The sequence below is a fragment of the Nocardioides sp. YIM B13467 genome (genome assembly GCF_042788075.1).
Classification (GTDB): Bacteria; Actinomycetota; Actinomycetes; order Propionibacteriales; family Nocardioidaceae; genus Nocardioides.
Window position 1 is genome coordinate 1,695,495 of the sequence record NZ_JBHZPJ010000046.1, and the last position, 14,783, is coordinate 1,710,277.

Annotated in this window: 17 protein-coding genes; 13 read left to right on the top strand and 4 right to left on the bottom strand. The window is 69.9% G+C overall.

Annotated features, from left to right (window positions below):
- The first annotated feature begins 48 nt into the window (after nucleotides 1–48).
- The 6 genes from ACFX43_RS15260 to ACFX43_RS15285 all read left to right on the top strand — a co-directional run bounded on the left by ACFX43_RS15260 (nucleotide 49) and on the right by ACFX43_RS15285 (nucleotide 3,616).
- Nucleotides 49–603, top strand: a complete 555-nt coding sequence (locus ACFX43_RS15260) for a hypothetical protein (RefSeq protein ID WP_378827040.1) — start codon at nucleotides 49–51, stop codon at nucleotides 601–603.
- Nucleotides 604–1,221 carry a hypothetical protein gene (locus ACFX43_RS15265; RefSeq protein WP_378827048.1) on the top strand — a complete coding sequence of 206 codons (618 nt, stop codon included), beginning with the start codon at nucleotides 604–606 and terminating at the stop codon, nucleotides 1,219–1,221.
- A 162-nt stretch (nucleotides 1,222–1,383) separates the two neighbouring features.
- Nucleotides 1,384–1,713 (top strand): PadR family transcriptional regulator, encoded by a 330-nt coding sequence (locus ACFX43_RS15270; protein ID WP_141805770.1) that lies wholly within the window; start codon nucleotides 1,384–1,386, stop codon nucleotides 1,711–1,713.
- 3 nt (nucleotides 1,714–1,716) lie between these two features.
- Nucleotides 1,717–2,088: a DUF1048 domain-containing protein gene (locus tag ACFX43_RS15275; RefSeq protein ID WP_357353059.1), complete on the top strand. Its 372-nt coding sequence runs from the start codon at nucleotides 1,717–1,719 to the stop codon at nucleotides 2,086–2,088.
- The gene (locus ACFX43_RS15280; protein ID WP_141805771.1) at nucleotides 2,085–2,858 is read left to right on the top strand and encodes an ATP-binding cassette domain-containing protein; all 774 of its coding nucleotides are present in this window, start codon (nucleotides 2,085–2,087) and stop codon (nucleotides 2,856–2,858) included. The genes ACFX43_RS15275 and ACFX43_RS15280 overlap by 4 nt, the downstream gene beginning before the upstream one ends.
- Nucleotides 2,855–3,616 (top strand): ABC transporter permease, encoded by a 762-nt coding sequence (locus tag ACFX43_RS15285; RefSeq protein WP_355227843.1) that lies wholly within the window; start codon nucleotides 2,855–2,857, stop codon nucleotides 3,614–3,616. Before ACFX43_RS15280 ends, ACFX43_RS15285 begins: the two co-directional genes overlap by 4 nt.
- Nucleotides 3,617–3,658: 42 nt before the next feature.
- Here the strand turns inward: ACFX43_RS15285 and ACFX43_RS15290 are convergent, their stop codons facing one another.
- Nucleotides 3,659–4,447, bottom strand: coding sequence for a metallophosphoesterase family protein (locus ACFX43_RS15290; protein WP_378827098.1), 789 nt, complete (start codon nucleotides 4,445–4,447; stop codon nucleotides 3,659–3,661).
- Between the two features lie 451 nt (nucleotides 4,448–4,898).
- Between ACFX43_RS15290 and ACFX43_RS15295 the strand changes: the two genes are divergently transcribed.
- Both ACFX43_RS15295 and cobU read left to right on the top strand, forming a co-directional pair.
- On the top strand, nucleotides 4,899–6,170 hold the full coding sequence (locus ACFX43_RS15295; RefSeq protein ID WP_378827105.1) for a DUF222 domain-containing protein: 1,272 nt from the start codon (nucleotides 4,899–4,901) through the stop codon (nucleotides 6,168–6,170).
- A gap of 201 nt (nucleotides 6,171–6,371) precedes the next feature.
- Nucleotides 6,372–6,911, top strand: a complete 540-nt coding sequence (gene cobU / locus ACFX43_RS15300) for a bifunctional adenosylcobinamide kinase/adenosylcobinamide-phosphate guanylyltransferase (protein WP_378827118.1) — start codon at nucleotides 6,372–6,374, stop codon at nucleotides 6,909–6,911.
- On the opposite strand, the gene ACFX43_RS15305 is transcribed toward cobU, so the two are convergent.
- The 3 genes from ACFX43_RS15305 to ACFX43_RS15315 are packed head-to-tail and all read right to left on the bottom strand — an operon-like array spanning nucleotide 6,908 to nucleotide 9,496.
- The gene (locus ACFX43_RS15305) at nucleotides 6,908–7,684 is read right to left on the bottom strand and encodes an adenosylcobinamide-GDP ribazoletransferase (protein ID WP_378827125.1); all 777 of its coding nucleotides are present in this window, start codon (nucleotides 7,682–7,684) and stop codon (nucleotides 6,908–6,910) included. The genes cobU and ACFX43_RS15305 overlap by 4 nt on opposite strands.
- The gene (gene cobT / locus ACFX43_RS15310) at nucleotides 7,684–8,733 is read right to left on the bottom strand and encodes a nicotinate-nucleotide--dimethylbenzimidazole phosphoribosyltransferase (protein WP_378827135.1); all 1,050 of its coding nucleotides are present in this window, start codon (nucleotides 8,731–8,733) and stop codon (nucleotides 7,684–7,686) included. The genes ACFX43_RS15305 and cobT overlap by 1 nt, the downstream gene beginning before the upstream one ends.
- 19 nt (nucleotides 8,734–8,752) lie before the next feature.
- Nucleotides 8,753–9,496 (bottom strand): IclR family transcriptional regulator, encoded by a 744-nt coding sequence (locus ACFX43_RS15315; protein ID WP_378827155.1) that lies wholly within the window; start codon nucleotides 9,494–9,496, stop codon nucleotides 8,753–8,755.
- Nucleotides 9,497–9,567: 71 nt separating this feature from the next.
- Here ACFX43_RS15315 and pcaH point away from each other — a divergent pair, with 71 nt between their 5' ends.
- Genes pcaH through ACFX43_RS15340 form a run of 5 tightly spaced genes read left to right on the top strand, consistent with a single transcriptional unit; the run spans nucleotide 9,568 to nucleotide 14,782 of the window.
- Nucleotides 9,568–10,329 carry a protocatechuate 3,4-dioxygenase subunit beta gene (gene pcaH, locus ACFX43_RS15320; RefSeq protein WP_378827165.1) on the top strand — a complete coding sequence of 254 codons (762 nt, stop codon included), beginning with the start codon at nucleotides 9,568–9,570 and terminating at the stop codon, nucleotides 10,327–10,329.
- The gene (gene pcaG, locus ACFX43_RS15325; protein ID WP_378827176.1) at nucleotides 10,326–10,874 is read left to right on the top strand and encodes a protocatechuate 3,4-dioxygenase subunit alpha; all 549 of its coding nucleotides are present in this window, start codon (nucleotides 10,326–10,328) and stop codon (nucleotides 10,872–10,874) included. Before pcaH ends, pcaG begins: the two co-directional genes overlap by 4 nt.
- A gap of 8 nt (nucleotides 10,875–10,882) precedes the next feature.
- Nucleotides 10,883–12,139, top strand: coding sequence for a lyase family protein (locus ACFX43_RS15330; protein ID WP_378827186.1), 1,257 nt, complete (start codon nucleotides 10,883–10,885; stop codon nucleotides 12,137–12,139).
- Entirely contained in the window at nucleotides 12,139–13,296 is a 1,158-nt protein-coding gene (locus tag ACFX43_RS15335) for an alpha/beta fold hydrolase (protein WP_378827194.1), read from the top strand. The genes ACFX43_RS15330 and ACFX43_RS15335 overlap by 1 nt, the downstream gene beginning before the upstream one ends.
- A gap of 4 nt (nucleotides 13,297–13,300) precedes the next feature.
- Nucleotides 13,301–14,782: a phytoene desaturase family protein gene (locus ACFX43_RS15340; protein ID WP_378827203.1), complete on the top strand. Its 1,482-nt coding sequence runs from the start codon at nucleotides 13,301–13,303 to the stop codon at nucleotides 14,780–14,782.
- The last annotated feature ends 1 nt before the right edge of the window (nucleotide 14,783 follow it).

Genomic DNA, 14,783 nt, shown 5'->3' on the forward strand with positions numbered 1-14,783 from the left:
GAATCTGATCGTGGAAGGCTCCACCGGCTGATCTGCGCTCTCACTGTCATGGCATTCGGCGCTGTTGCGCTGACCTCGTGCGGCGAAGAGTCGCCGACCACACTGATCGAGCCGGACGACTTCGAGTCGGCCAAAGGTGAAGCGCACGACGCCGGCGGTGGAATCGTCGGGATGCCGCCGTGCCGCGCCCTTCGCGAGTTCAACCAGGACCTCAACCTCGCAGCGTCCGGGAAGGTGACCGGAACCACCGTCGGGATCGAAGATGGCGGCTCCGTCTTCGCCGTAGTGTTCTCGCCGACCGCGACACCTCCGTCAGCGACCGAAGTCGTCGCCGACGTCCCCGGAAACGTCGAGGAGTGCATCAAGGAAATCGCCGGCGATCCGTCCCGCAAGGTTGAAGAACTCAGCGACCTGCCTTTGGATGCCGCCGGCTTCCGCGGCACGGAGAACAACTCCACCAGTGAGTACGCGTACGCAGTCACAAGTGACGATCGGCTGCTAGTCGCAGGAACGGAATACACCACAGGAGACAGCTCGCCGGTCTCCATCGAGCGCCTGCTCGAGCTCGCGGCCGACCGCGCTCCCGACGTCTCAGCGGACTAAATGAGTCCCCGCATCCTCAGGAGGAGTAGGTTCCGCCTGGCTGCCGCGCTGTGTGCAACACCGTTCCTGATGTCCGCCTGCGGCGGCGACAGGACGCTACTGGACACCGACGCGCTTCCTCAGGTCGAGGAGACCACTGATGGAGATATGGGGGCGCCTGGGACTGGCTGGTGTGATGCGCTTGCGTATCTGGAGACAGCGAAGTTGTCGAACGCCGCAGACGGGACCACCGGCGACCAGTACGCGCTCGAGAACGGGGATGTCGTCGGCGCCACGGTGTTCGTTCCCGGCGGCGGGAACTACCCCGATGCCGGGTCGATGCTCACAGCCATCGAGGAGGCTGTCGACGAGTGCTCGGCAGGTGCCGAGAAGGGCGATTACGGCGAGGCGACCTCAGAGCCGGTCAGCGGGCTCCCCGACGGGGCAGTGGGATTCGAGTTCACGAGCACGTCGTCAAACCCTGTCGAAGTGGGCAGCATGGCCTTCGCGGAGACGGAAGACGGACGTCTCGTCGGAGTCGGAGTGACACACAGCGGGAGTGGCGAGGCATCCGTCGAGGTGGCGGACCTGCTTGCCACGGCGCTCGATCGAGTTGCCGAGGTGGACAGCAAGAACTGAGTCCATCGGGGACATGAGCCAGCGGCGCTGGTGCGACGGCCACGACCGTCGTACCAGCGCCGCTGGCATTTCTGCTTGCGATTAGGACTTGACCCAGCGCCACTACTCAGCGCTACTATGTACCGGTAGTCAGCAACACTGAGTAGTGGAAGGAGGTGCCCGATGGGCAAGCAGATGACCGAGATGCTCAAAGGGACGCTGGAGGGGATCGTGTTGGCGTTCCTGACCGGCAACCCGGCGTACGGATACGAGATCACGACCTGGCTGCGGAGCCAGGGGTTCACCGAGATCGCCGAGGGCACGGTCTACGCGCTGCTGGTCCGGATCGAGAAGAACGGACTGGTGGACGTCGAGAAGCGGCCGTCCGAGAAGGGGCCGCCGCGCAAGGTCTACTCGCTCAACACAGATGGCGAGAAGTACCTCGAAGAGTTCTGGACCACCTGGGGGTTCCTGGCCGAACGGCTCGAGAACCTTCGTACGGAAGGGAAGTAAGGCATGTCTATCCGATCGATGTTCGAGGCCGTCGTCGGCGAGCTCGAGCTGAAGAAGCGCTGGCGGCAGCTCAAAGCTCGCAAGCAGCAGCTTCCCGAGAACCACCGCAAGGCGCACGACGCGGTCGAGCGCTACCTGATGTACTCCGCCGGCATCGCCGACGGCGCGATCGTGACGGCGATGGCCGAGGACCTCCTCGAGCTCTTCGAGCAGGCCGCCGCCGACGGCACCCCGGTCAGCGCGATCGTCGGCGACAACCCGGTGGAGTTCGCCGAGGAGTTCGCCAGGAACTACTCCGAGGGCGCCTGGATCAAGAAGGAGCGCGCCCGGCTCAACGAGGCCATCGAAGACATCACCAAGGAGGACGAGTCATGAGCGCGACAGCTGCCATCTCCGTACGGGGATTGGAGAAGTCCTACAAGGACAACCAGGTACTGCGGGGCGTCGACTTCGAGGTGGCGCGGGGCACGATCTTCGCGCTGCTCGGGTCCAACGGAGCCGGAAAGACGACGGCCGTACGCATCCTCTCGACGCTCCTGAAACCTGATGCCGGCGCGGCGCTGGTCGAGGGTGCATCGGTCGTCGACGAGGCGCAGCGGGTACGGGAGGCGATCTCGCTGACCGGCCAGTTCGCGGCGGTCGACGAGATCCTGACCGGGCGGGAGAACCTGATCCTGGTCGCGAAGCTGCGCCACCTCCCCTCCCCCGGCGACGTGGCCGACGGGCTGCTGAAGCGCTTCGACCTGGTCGAGGCGGGCGCCCGGAAGGTCGCGACGTACTCCGGTGGCATGCGGCGGCGGCTGGACATCGCCATGTCGCTGATCGGCTCGCCGTCGGTGATCTTTCTGGACGAGCCGACCACCGGGCTGGATCCAGAGGCGCGTCTGGAGGTGTGGCGGGTCGTTCGCGAGCTGACCGCGCAGGGCACGACCGTCCTGCTCACCACGCAGTATCTGGAGGAGGCCGAGCAACTCGCCGACCGGATCGCGATCCTGCACGGCGGGACGATCATCGCCAACGGCACCCTCGCCGAGCTCAAGGCGATGCTGCCGCCGGCGAAGGTCGAGTACGTCGAGAAGCAGCCGTCGCTCGAAGAGATCTTTCTTTCACTCACCGGCTCTACCAACCGAGGAGCACAGTCATGACCAAGCACGCTTTCGCCGATGCCGGCACCCTGCTGGGGCGCTCGCTGCGGCACATCACCCGCAGCCCGGACACGATCATCACCACCGCGCTCACCCCGATCGCGATGATGCTGCTCTTCGTCTACGTGTTGGGCGGCGCGATCCGGACCGGCACCGACAACTACGTCAACTATGTGCTCCCCGGGATCATGGTCATGGCGATCGCCTCGGGCATCGCGTACACCGCACTTCGGCTCTTCACCGACATGAAGAGCGGGATCTTCGAGCGGTTCCAGTCGATGCCGATCGCCCGCTCGGCGGTGCTCTGGGCGCACGTCGGGACCTCGATGGTGGCCAACATGCTGACCATGGTGATCATCCTGGGCGTCGCGTTCGTGATGGGGTTCCGCACCTCTGCGGACCTGGGCGCCTGGCTCGCGGTCGCCGGGATCCTGGCGCTGCTCACCCTGGCGCTGACCTGGCTCGCGGTCATCCCCGGCCTGGCGGCCCAGACCATGGAGGGGGCCACCGGGTTCTCCTACCCGCTGATCTTCCTGCCGTTCATCAGCTCGGCGTTCGCGCCGACGGAGACGATGCCCGGGCCGGTGCGCGCTTTCGCCGAGAACCAGCCGGTCACCTCGATCGTCAACACCATCCAGGCGCTCTTCGCGGGGCAGCCGGTCGGTGACGACATCTGGGTCGCGCTGGCCTGGTGCGTGGGCATCCTGGTCGTCTCGTACGCCGCCGCCATGGCTGTCTACCGACGCAAGATCAGTTGATCCCGGCCACAACAAGCACCGCAAGTGCGGCGATGGGCCGATCTACCCCTTCCGGTGGTAGGTCGGCTGTTCGTCGTTCCTGAGGTTGCCGCGGTAGAAGCCGGTACGCAGCTCGTAGGTGTACTCGTCGAGCTCGGGCATGCCGACACTGGCGGCGTACGCGAGCTCGGCCTCCGCGTCGTAGGGAACCCGGACCCACTGGATGCCGAACGGCGCCTCCTGGTCGCTGTCCATCACGCCCTCCAGGATGACGTAGACCGGGGTCGGGTCGCTCATGCAGTTGCCGACGCTGCCTGTGTTGAAGACGGTGCGCCTGTCCCGGTCGGTCTCGTAGTAGGGATCATGGGTGTCGGCGTACCCGACCATGTCCGGCTCCGGGACGTCGAAGCCGGTCGCCTCGGTGTTCCGGAACAGGCCCAGGAACTCCCGCTCGTCATGGTCGAACCTGACCCGGCGGTGGACCGTCTCCTCGGAGGCATGGAAGAGCCTGATCCTGCGGCCGCTCATCGTGAAGTCGTAGGAAAACGGGAGCGTACGCAGCCACTCCGCCTGCTCCCATGCCTGCAGCCGCCACCACATCAGCCCCACCGACTCGCGGCCGAAGTCGGGCTCGGGGGCGAGGAGGAAGTCCTCCCAGTTGCCGAGGATGTTGACCTCGCACCGCTCTCGGCAGATCTCTGCTACCTCTCGACCTCGCGGGCCCTTGCCGACGTAGTCGCCCAGGTTGAAGATCCGGGTGATTCCTCTCGCGTCGATGTCTGCGAGGACGGCTTCTAGCGCGGTGAGGTTGCCGTGTACGTCCGAGATCAGCGCTATGCGCTCTGGGGTCATGGGCGCAGGTTAAGGGTTCTGGGGTGGCCGGGCTGTTTTGGCCGCTTGCCTTGGACTGCTCTTCGGGGTTGGGGAGGGCCGCCGACCCGTTTTGGGAGGGTCTTCTCGATCTGGTCCGGCGTCAAGGCGATGTATCGAGCTTGTCGAGATGACGCCCTTCGGGCGCCGGCTTCGCCGGCCGCTTCGCGGTCCTGGACTCCGGACCAGATCGAGAAAAGACTTGGCTGGCTATCGGGGCGGCGGCCCGGGTGTGGCGCAGCGGAATCTTGCCTGGGAAAGGTGAGGTTGCTGGGGCGGAAGGGTGGCCCTCCGGGCCACTTACCATCCACAGGTTTGAGGTCGTTCGCTCACCGCGAAAATGGCAGTTGAACTGCGTAAATAGGTGGCCGCAGAAGAGTTAGAGGCGTAGAGTCAGAGCCATCACAACACCTCTTTGAGGGGAGGGATGGCGATGAGTCTCGGACGCGAGATCGACCCGTGGGGCACCAACCCCGGCGACCTGATCGACGCTGCCTTGAAGGCCATCGAGACCGCCCTCCAAGACCTGTTGGCCACCGATCCCGCCTACTGGCGGACCGGACAGAAGAAGGACCTCATGGAACGCTTGGAGAGACTCCAGGCCCAACAGGCCGCGTTGAAGCTGCGGGTGCTCGCATCTGCCGGCGACATCGCCGAAGAGACTGGGGCAAAGGACGCCTCGGGGTGGATGCGGACCGAGCTCCTGGTCGACAAGGTGGTCGGGCGTGCACAGGTGAAACTCGCGGCTGCGGTGAGCAAGTACGACCTCGTTGCTGATGGCCTGGCTGAAGGTGTCGTGTCCCAGGACAAGGCCCGGGTGATCACCCAGGCCCTCGATGCCATCGAGAACGACCCCGCGGCCAGCGCTGAAGACCTGATCCTCGCCGAGAAGATCCTGGTCGACTACGCCACCCGCCTGACCGCGAACGAGTTGAAGATCGTCGGGCGCCGGATCCTGGCCGAGATCGACCCGGAGCGGTTCGAGACTGCCGAGGCCAAGGCTTTGCAGCGGGAGGAAGAGCACGCCCAGCGGCGCACCTTCTACTCGTCCCGCGACAACGGCGACGGCACCATCGACATCCACGCCCGCGTCTCCCGCGCCGTCGGGATGCGGCTCCGGACCCTGCTGGACTCGCTGGCCCAGCCGAGGAAGCTCTCGGCCGAGAACAAGGGCCGCAAAGCCCCCTATGACCGGCTGCTGGGTCAAGCCTTCGCCCGGGTGGTCGAGACCTACGACGTCGACCAACTGCCCCGCCACGGTGGCCACGGCACCACGGTGTTCATCACGATGAGCGTGAACGATGTCCGCAAGGACCTCGGCACCGCGGCGCTGGGGTTCGATGGCGAGCAGATCACCGCCGCCGAGGCCCGCCGGATGGCCTGCAACGCCGACCTCGTCCCCGTCGTGCTGGGCACCGGCTCCGAGATCCTCGACCTCGGCAGGACCGCACGGTTGGCGTATCCGGTCCAGCATCGAGCCTTGCGGTTACGAGATCGGTGTTGCCAGGCCGAGGACTGTGATGCGCCCGCGACGTGGACCGAGGCTCATCACCTGAAACCCTGGTCCGAAGGCGGCCGAACCGACCTGGCCAACATGGTCCTGCTCTGCTCCAGTGACCATCGTCGGATCCACGACCCCGACTACGGATACGAGCGACTCCCCGACGGTCGGATCCGGTTCACCCGGCATACCCGAACCGCCTGATCCCGGGCTGGCCAGCGCCACCCACGCCGTTTGACCCTGCTTGTGAAGCGTTCACAAGGTGTCGTCAACTGGCGTAGGCACCACGGAGACCCTTCGCCCGTCGGGACACATCAACCCAAGACCCCAAGCCCGTACCCAACCCAAGGAACTCCGCGCCACACCCCGCCGCCGAGGACGCATGCGCCCGCTTAGGCTGTGCCGGTGAGAATCTTGGTGACGGGCGGGGTGCGGTCGGGGAAGTCGCGGCATGCTGAGTCGCTGCTCGTGGCCGCGCCTTCGGTGGCGTACGTCGCGCCGGGGCCGACGGTCGAGGAGGAGCCGGATCCTGACTGGGCTGCGCGGCTGGCCTCGCATCGGGCTCGGCGGCTGGAGGGGTGGCGTACGGTCGAGTCCCGGGATCTCGCGGGGGCCCTGGCCGAGGGGCTGACCAACGGCGACGCAGTGATGGTGGACTGCTTGGGCACCTGGCTCACGGCCGTCATGGATTCCCGCCAACTGTGGGAGGCCACGTCGGAGGAGGCGGCCGCGGCGGTCTCGGCGCTCGTTGAGGACGCGGCCGCGGTGCTGGAGCAGCAGGGCGGCGATGTGGTGCTGGTGACCAACGAGGTCGGGCTCGGGGTCGTGCCGGCCCATCGCTCGGGCCGCCTCTTCCGCGACCTGCTCGGGCTGGTCAACCAGCGGCTGGCCGCGGCCTGCGACGAGGTGCATCTCGTCATCGCCGGACGGGTCCTGAAGCTCTAGCCGGTGCTCAGGGTGACCAGGATGGTCGCCAACGCCGCCTCGACGGCCGCACCGAAGACATCGCCGGTCACTCCCCCGAACCGCTTGACGGCTCGGACCAGGATCAGCGCGACGACCAGGGCCGCGAGCACGGCGGCCGATGCGCCCCGCCACCAGCCGATGCCGGCCCACCACGCGGCCGCGGCCAGCGCTGCACCCGCCGCCCCCCAGACAACGGCGACGAGGAGCGGCGAGACAGTCTGGGTGAACGTGCGCCCCAGGCCGTCCTGGCGGGCGGGCCGCACGCCACGTACGCAGCACAGGGACAGCGCCGCGCGTGACGCGCAGACCGCGACGAGAGCGAGAAGAGCCAGATGTACGCCGCCTTCACCTCCCAGCACGGAGGCGAGCCCCGCCACCTGGAGACCGAGGACGAGGACGATCGCGGTGACGCCAGCAGGGCCGGAGGTGCCGGTCTTCATGACCGCCAGCGAGCGCTCGCGGTCATAGGACGCCGCCATGCCATCGACCGTGTCGGCGAGACCGTCGAGGTGGAGCGCCCGGTTGCCGGCGACCACGACGCCGATCGCGAGCAGGGCGGTGACCAGGTGCGGTAGCCCGGCGAGCTGCCCCAGGAGTGCGATAGCGGCGGCCCCCAGCGCGAGCGGCAACGCCGCCAGCGGCGCGACCACCATCGCCAGCGCGGCGCGACGGCGATCGACATGCTCGGGAGGAGGCACGGGCATCGCGGTCAGCGTGCCGACCGCGAGACGCCAGGCGTCCCGCACGAGCATCAGGCAGGGTCTCCAGGAGCGAGCTCGGAGAGCAGGGCGACGTCGCGCAGCAGGGCGACGGCACTGCGGACGACCGGCACCGCGGCGACGGCTCCGGAGCCTTCACCGAGCCGCAGGTCGAGGTCGAGCAGCGGCTCGAGGCCGAGCTTCTCCAGGGCCATCGACTGGGCGGGCTCGGTGGAGCGGTGGCCGGCGGCGAACCAAGCGGCCGCCCCCGGCTCGATCCGGTCGGCGGTGAGGGCACAGGCGACGCTCATCAGGCCGTCGAGAAGGACCGGGGTGCCGCTGCGGGCGGCCTCGAGGAGGTAGCCGGTCGTCGCTGCCAGGTCGGCGCTGCCGAGCGCGGCGAGGGTCTCGACCGGGTCGCCGGCGCGCTCACCGGCACGGTCGAGGGCCGCGGTGATGACCTCTGTCTTGGTCCGGAGCGCCTCGTCGCCGATGCCGGTCCCACGACCGGTGACCTCGCTTGCGGGCAGGCCGAGCCCGGCGGCCACCATCGCCGCCGCGGGCGTGGTGTTGCCGATGCCCATGTCGCCGCTGATCAGCAGCTGCGCACCGGCGGCGATCTCCTCGCGGGCCACCGCGGCACCGGCCTCCAGCGCGACCCGGGTCTCCTCGGCGCTCAGCGCGTCCTCGAGGTGGATCGCGCCGCTCCCTCGCCGGATCTTGTGCTGAGTCAGCGCCTCCCGGGTCGTCGCGTCGAGGTCCTCGAACGACTCGTCGACGCCGAGGTCGAGCACCCGGACCTGGACGCCGTGCGCCTTCGCGAGCGCGCTGACTCCCGCCCGGCCACCCAGGAACGTACGCACCATCGCGCCCGTGATCGCCGGCGGGAACGCCGAGACCCCGTGATGGGCGACGCCGTGGTCACCGGCGAAGATCACCAGTCGTACGTTCTCGATCGGTCGCGGCGGCACCTCGCCCTGGCATGCGGCCACCCAGACCGCCAGCTCTCCCAGGCGGCCCAGGGCACCCGGCGGCGTCGCCAGTGCGCCCAGCCGCTCGGCTGCCTGGTTGCGTACGTTGTCGTCTGGGGTCCGGATCGTCACCTCGGGAAGATACCCCACCTCACGGAAGCGCGCGGGAGACGCCCTGGGCCGCGACCTTGAGCGCGGAGACGAGGCGGAGGCGGTTGCGGCGGAGGTCGGAGACGACGATGCCGAGGGCGCCGACGACCCCGGAGCCGGTGGTGATCGGGACCGCGACCGAGCAGGCGCCGAGGGTCATCTCCTCGGCGGTGGTCGCGTAGCCCTCGGTGATCACCCGGTCGAGCTGGCGCCGCAGCAGGCCGGGGGTGGTGATGGTGTGGCGGGTGAACGGCTTGAGCGGGCCGCCCAGCACCCGGTTGCGTACGTCCTCGGGCGCGTGGGCCAGGAGCACCTTGCCGACACCGGTGGAGTACATCGGCAGGCGCGAGCCGACCGAGGAGACGATGGGTACGTTGCGGGTGCCGCGGAGCGTCTCGAGATAGAGCACGTGGTCGTCCTCGCGAACAGCCAGATGGACCGTCTCCAGCGTCGCGCCGTAGAGGTCGTGGAGGAACGGGGCCGCGACCGAGCGCAGGTCGGTGGCCACCGGCGCGAGCAGGCCGGCATCCCAGAGCCGGCGGCCGACGGCGTACGTCCCGTCCTCGTCGCGCACCAGAGCACCCCACTCGACCAGCTCGGCGACCAGCCGGTGGGCGGTCGGGAGGGAGAGGTCCGCGCGGGCCGCGAGCTCGCTCAACGTAAGCCGGCGATGACCGGCGTCGAAAGCGCCGATGAGACCTAGGACGCGCGAGGCGACCGTACGGCCTCCGCTGCCTCCTGCCATCTCACCCACCCCTTTCGCTCAGCGGAAGTCCGCGCTTTCATCGTACGCCTTCGGCACCTAGCGTTCGGGGCGTGACAGCGACCACCGAGACTCAAGCCGACCGCTCGGCCGAGATCGAGAAGATCGAGGCCGACTCCGCGGGCCAGAACGTACGTCAGCCGCTGCTGAACTACCCGCCCTACCGGTCCAGCATCCTGCGCCACCCCACCAAGGACCCGCGCCATGCCGACCCCGAGACCATCGAGCTGTGGGCCCCGTGCTTCGGGAACTCCGACGTGGACCCGCTCGAGGCCGACCTGACCATCGCCGGCAGCAACGAGCCGATCGGCGAGCGGATCACGGTCAGCGGCCGGGTGACCGACGGCGAGGGACGTCCCGTGCGCAACCAGCTCGTCGAGATCTGGCAGGCCAACTCCGCGGGCCGTTACATCCACAAGCGCGAGCAGCACCCGGCGCCGCTCGACCCCAACTTCACCGGCGTCGGCCGCTGCATCACCGACTCCGAGGGGCGCTACCGGTTCCAGACGGTCAAGCCCGGCCCCTACCCGTGGGGCAACCACATCAACGCCTGGCGGCCGGCGCACATCCACTTCTCGCTCTTCGGCCGCGCGTTCACGCAGCGGCTGATCACGCAGATGTACTTCCCCAGCGACCCGCTCTTCGCGCTCGACCCGATCTACCAGTCGATCACGGACCAGAAGGCTCGTGATGCCCTGGTGGCGACGTACGACCACGACCTCTCCACCCCCGAGTACTCGATGGGCTACAACTGGGACATCGTCCTGACCGGCCCGAGCCGCACCTGGACCGAGCCCGAGGAGGGCGACCTGTGAGCACCCCACTTCCCACTCCAGGCCAGACGATCGGCCCCTTCTTCGGCTACGCGCTCCCCTACGAGGGCGACGCCGACCTGGTCCCGCCCGGCAGCCCCGGCTCGATCCGGCTGCACGGCTGGGTCTACGACGGCGCCGGCAACCCGATCCCCGACGCGCTCCTCGAGATCTGGCAGGCCGACGCCGATGGCAACGTCCCGCAGGCCGAGGGGTCGCTGCACCGCGACGGCTGGACCTTCACCGGCTGGGGCCGCGCCGACACCGACCCGAACGGCCACTACACGTTCTCGACGGTGCTCCCGGGTGCGTCCGCGGAGGGCTCGGCGCCGTTCATCGCACTGACCGTGTTCGCCCGCGGTCTGCTCGACAAGCTGCACACCCGGATCTACCTGCCCGAGCACCACGCCAACGCCGGCGACCCCCTGCTGGTGTCGCTGGCCGAGGACGAGCGTGCGACGCTGGTGGCAACCGCGGACGCAACCGGTTTGCGATTCGACATCCACCTCCAGGGCGACCGCGAGACCACCTTTCTCACCTACCGCTGAGGAGCCGAATGTCACTGCTGTGGCCAGGCGAGGAGCGCGCCGGGGATCTCTTCTCCGAGGCCGCCTACCTCGCCGCGATGGTGCGGGTCGAGGAGGCCTGGCTGGCCGCGATCGCTTCCTCCGGGATCGCCCCGGAGGAAGCGCGTACGCCGCTGGCCGGCCTGGCCTCCGCGGACGACGTCCCAGCGCTCGCCGAGGGCGCTGAGGCCGGGGGCAACCCTGTCATCGGGCTGGTGAAGCTGCTGCGTGGCCGGCTCGACGGTGAGGCCGCCCGCTGGCTCCACAAGGGCCTGACCAGCCAGGACGTGGTCGACACCTCGCTCGTGCTCTGTCTCGCCGACGTGCTCGACCGGGTCGAGGACGACCTCGCCGCGCAGGCCGTTTCGCTGGTCGGTCTCGCCCAAGATCATCGCGCCACGGTGATGTCCGGCCGCACCCTGACCCAGCACGCGGTGCCGATCACCTTCGGGCTCAAGGCCGCGACCTGGCTCTCCGGGCTGAGCGATGCCGCTGAGGCTCTCCGCCGGACGCGCACGTCACTGCCTGCCCAGATCGGTGGCGCGGCCGGCACTCTGGCGGCGGTCGTCGGCCTGGCCCGGCTCCGCGGTCTCGGCGATCCCGTGGCCGCCGCCCAGGAGGCGGCCGAGACCGCGGCGACCACGCTCGGGCTGACCCCGCGAACCCCCTGGCACACCAACCGCGCCACGCTGACGGCGGCCGCCGACGCGCTGGTCAGCGCGGCCGACACCTGGGGCCGGATCGCCACCGACGTCACCCTGCTGACCCGCCCGGAGATCGGCGAGCTCGCCGAGCCGGCCGGTGAGGGGCGCGGCGGTTCCTCGACCATGCCGCACAAGTCCAACCCGGTGCTCTCGGTCCTCATCCGCCGCCATGCGCTCGCCGCTCCCCCGCTGGCCTCGACGCTCCACACCGCCGCGGCGACGTACGTCGACGAGCGCCCCGACGGCGCCTGGCACGTCGAGTGGGAGACCCTGCAGACACTCGCCCGCCGCAGCGCCGTCGCCGCCTCGCAGACCACCGAGCTTCTCGCCGGGCTCCGCGTCGACGCGGCCCGGATGCGCGCCACCGCCGAAGCCGCCGGTGCGGACCTGCTGGCCGAGCAGCGATCGCTGACCGGGTTCGTGGGAGGCGACGTACTCACCGGGACCAGCGCCGCGACCAGTCTCGACGACTATCTCGGCGCCACCGGCGCCCTCATCGACTCCGCGGTCGCCCGCGCCCACGAGATCTGGAAGGACCTGTGATGACCCCGAGGATCACCCCCGTCGAGCTGGCCGGAGACCCGAGCAAGCCGATCCTGGTGGTCGGCCCGTCCCTCGGCACCTCGGTGACCACGCTCTGGGCCGCCACCGCCGAGCTGCTCGCGGACAGCTTCCACGTCATCGGCTGGGAGCTCCCGGGCCACGGCCACGGCACCCCCACCACCGACGCCTTCTCCATGGCCGACCTCGCCGCGGGCGTGCTCGCCTGCGTCGACCGGGTCCTCACCGACCGCGGCGAGCGCCACGGCACCTTCGCCTACGCCGGCGACTCGGTCGGCGGGGCCGTCGGCCTCCAACTCCTGCTCGATGCACCCACCCGGGTGAGCGCCGCGGTGCTCACCAACACCGGCGCCAAGATCGGCGAGCCCGATGGCTGGAACGACCGCGCGAAGACCGTACGCGCCGCCGGCACCGCCTCACAGATCGCCGGTTCCACCCAGCGCTGGTTCGCCCCCGGCTTCCTCGAGCGCGAGCCCGCCCGGGGCGGCGCCCTGCTCCACTCGCTGCGCGACGCCGACGCGGAGAGCTATGCGCTGGTCTGCGATGCGCTGGCGGCGTACGACGTCCGCGGCCGGCTCGCCGAGATCGCCGCCCCGGTCCTGGCGATCGCGGGTGTCGACGACGCCCCGACCCCGCCGGCCTCCCTCGAGGAGATCGCCGTCGGGGTGCGCAACGGGCGGCTCGTCAGCCTCGACGCCGTCGGCCACCTCGCCCCCGCCGAGGCGCCGCACGCCGTCGCCAGCCTGATCACCTCCCACATGACGGCCTCGGACCAGGCCTACGCGGCCGGGATGAACGTACGCCGCCAGGTTCTCGGTGACGACCACGTCGACCGGGCCACCGCCGCGATCACCGACGTCAACCGCGACTATCAGGACCTGATCACGCGCTACGCCTGGGGCACGATCTGGACCCGCCCCGGCCTCGCCCGCCGGGACCGTTCGATCGGCGTACTCACCGCCCTGGTCGCCGGCCGCCACTTCGAGGAGCTCGAGTTCCACCTCCGCGCCGCGCTCACCAACGGGCTGACCCGCGAGGAGATCATCGAGGTGCTCCTGCAGACCTCGATCTACGTCGGCGTACCCGCCGCGAACACCGCCTTCGCCGTCGCCAACCGGGTCTTGAACGACGGAGCCTGAGCGGATGACCGTCCCCGCTGGTAAGAACGGGGTCATGAAGCCACATTCCGCGACCGTCGTAGGCGCCGGGCCCAACGGGCTGGCGGCTGCGATCGTGCTGGCGCAGCAGGGCGTGAGGGTGACGGTCCTCGAGGCCGCGGAGACCGTCGGCGGTGGCACGCGCACCGCCGAGCTGACCCTGCCCGGGCTGCGCCACGACATCTGCTCGGCGATCCATCCGCTCGGCCTGGCCTCACCGTTCCTCCGTGGCCTCGAGCTGGACAAGTACGGACTGACCTGGCGTTTTCCCGAGATCGAGCTCGCCCATCCGCTCGATGACGAAGCGGCCGCGCTCCTGCACCGCTCGATCGAGGCGACAGCCGCCGGCCTGGGCGCCGACGGACAGCGCTGGCAGCAGGTGTTCGGCCCGGTCGTACGCGGCTGGGACGCGATCTCGGACCACGTCCTCGGTCCGATCGTGCGACTCCCCCGGCATCCGTTCCGCCTGGCCGGCTTCGGGATGCGCGCCGCGCCACCGGCCACCGTGCTCGCGCGGGCGTTCCGCGAGGAGGCGGCGAAGGGGCTCTTCGCCGGGTGCGCGGCGCACGCCTTCCAGCCGCTGGACCGGCCGGGCACGGCCGCCGTGGGCACCATGCTCGTGGTCAGCGGACATCGCTACGGATGGCCGGTCGCGGAGGGCGGCTCCCACGCGATCACCCTCGCCATGGCGCAGCGGCTCGAGGAGCTGGGCGGCAACATCGTCACCGGCACCACCGTCCGCAACCTCGCCGACCTCCCTGACGCCGACGTCACCTTGTTCGACACCAGCCCCGGCGGCTTCGCCGACATCGCCGGCGCCGCCCTCCCCGAACGGCCGCGCCGGGCGATGCGGAGGTGGCAGCACGGCCCCGCGGCGTACAAGCTCGACCTGGCGGTCCGCGGTCCGATCCCGTGGCGTGACCCGGAGGTCGGCCGCGCCGGGACCGTCCATCTCGGCGGGTCGTTCGCGGACGTGGCGGCCAGCGAGGGGGAGATGGCGGCAGGCCGGATGCCCGAGCGTCCCTTCGTGCTGCTCGGGCAGCAGTACGTCGCGGACCCGTCCCGCTCCGCCGGAGACCTCAACCCGGTCTGGGCCTACGCACACGTCCCGCACGCCTACGAGGGCGACGCCACCGACGCGGTGCTTGCCCAGATCGAGCGCTTCGCCCCCGGCTTCCGCGACCAGATCGTGGCGACGCACGTCACCACACCGGCCGACTACGCGGCGTACAACCTCAACTACGTCGGGGGCGACATCTCCACCGGCGCCAACACCCTTCGCCAGCTCATCGTCCGGCCGACCCTCGCCGGCTACGACACCGGCATCCCCGGGATGTTCCTCTGCTCCGCCGCCACCCCGCCCGGCGCCGGCGTCCACGGCATGTGCGGCTACCACGCCGCTCACCGCGCCCTGCGCCACCTGGCCGCGACGGGGAAACCAGGTGCCACCGACGTACGTCCTGGCTAAC

Bases quoted from the DNA above. Each gene is read 5' to 3' on its own strand.
- ACFX43_RS15260 (WP_378827040.1), top strand. From the start codon at position 49: ATGGCATTCGGCGCTGTTGCGCTGACCTCGTGCGGCGAAGAGTCGCCG.
- ACFX43_RS15265 (WP_378827048.1), top strand. From the start codon at position 604: ATGAGTCCCCGCATCCTCAGGAGGAGTAGGTTCCGCCTGGCTGCCGCG.
- ACFX43_RS15270 (WP_141805770.1), top strand. From the start codon at position 1,384: ATGGGCAAGCAGATGACCGAGATGCTCAAAGGGACGCTGGAGGGGATC.
- ACFX43_RS15275 (WP_357353059.1), top strand. From the start codon at position 1,717: ATGTCTATCCGATCGATGTTCGAGGCCGTCGTCGGCGAGCTCGAGCTG.
- ACFX43_RS15280 (WP_141805771.1), top strand. From the start codon at position 2,085: ATGAGCGCGACAGCTGCCATCTCCGTACGGGGATTGGAGAAGTCCTAC.
- ACFX43_RS15285 (WP_355227843.1), top strand. From the start codon at position 2,855: ATGACCAAGCACGCTTTCGCCGATGCCGGCACCCTGCTGGGGCGCTCG.
- ACFX43_RS15290 (WP_378827098.1), bottom strand. From the start codon at position 4,447: ATGACCCCAGAGCGCATAGCGCTGATCTCGGACGTACACGGCAACCTC.
- ACFX43_RS15295 (WP_378827105.1), top strand. From the start codon at position 4,899: ATGAGTCTCGGACGCGAGATCGACCCGTGGGGCACCAACCCCGGCGAC.
- ACFX43_RS15305 (WP_378827125.1), bottom strand. From the start codon at position 7,684: ATGCTCGTGCGGGACGCCTGGCGTCTCGCGGTCGGCACGCTGACCGCG.
- ACFX43_RS15315 (WP_378827155.1), bottom strand. From the start codon at position 9,496: ATGGCAGGAGGCAGCGGAGGCCGTACGGTCGCCTCGCGCGTCCTAGGT.
- ACFX43_RS15330 (WP_378827186.1), top strand. From the start codon at position 10,883: ATGTCACTGCTGTGGCCAGGCGAGGAGCGCGCCGGGGATCTCTTCTCC.
- ACFX43_RS15335 (WP_378827194.1), top strand. From the start codon at position 12,139: ATGACCCCGAGGATCACCCCCGTCGAGCTGGCCGGAGACCCGAGCAAG.
- ACFX43_RS15340 (WP_378827203.1), top strand. From the start codon at position 13,301: ATGACCGTCCCCGCTGGTAAGAACGGGGTCATGAAGCCACATTCCGCG.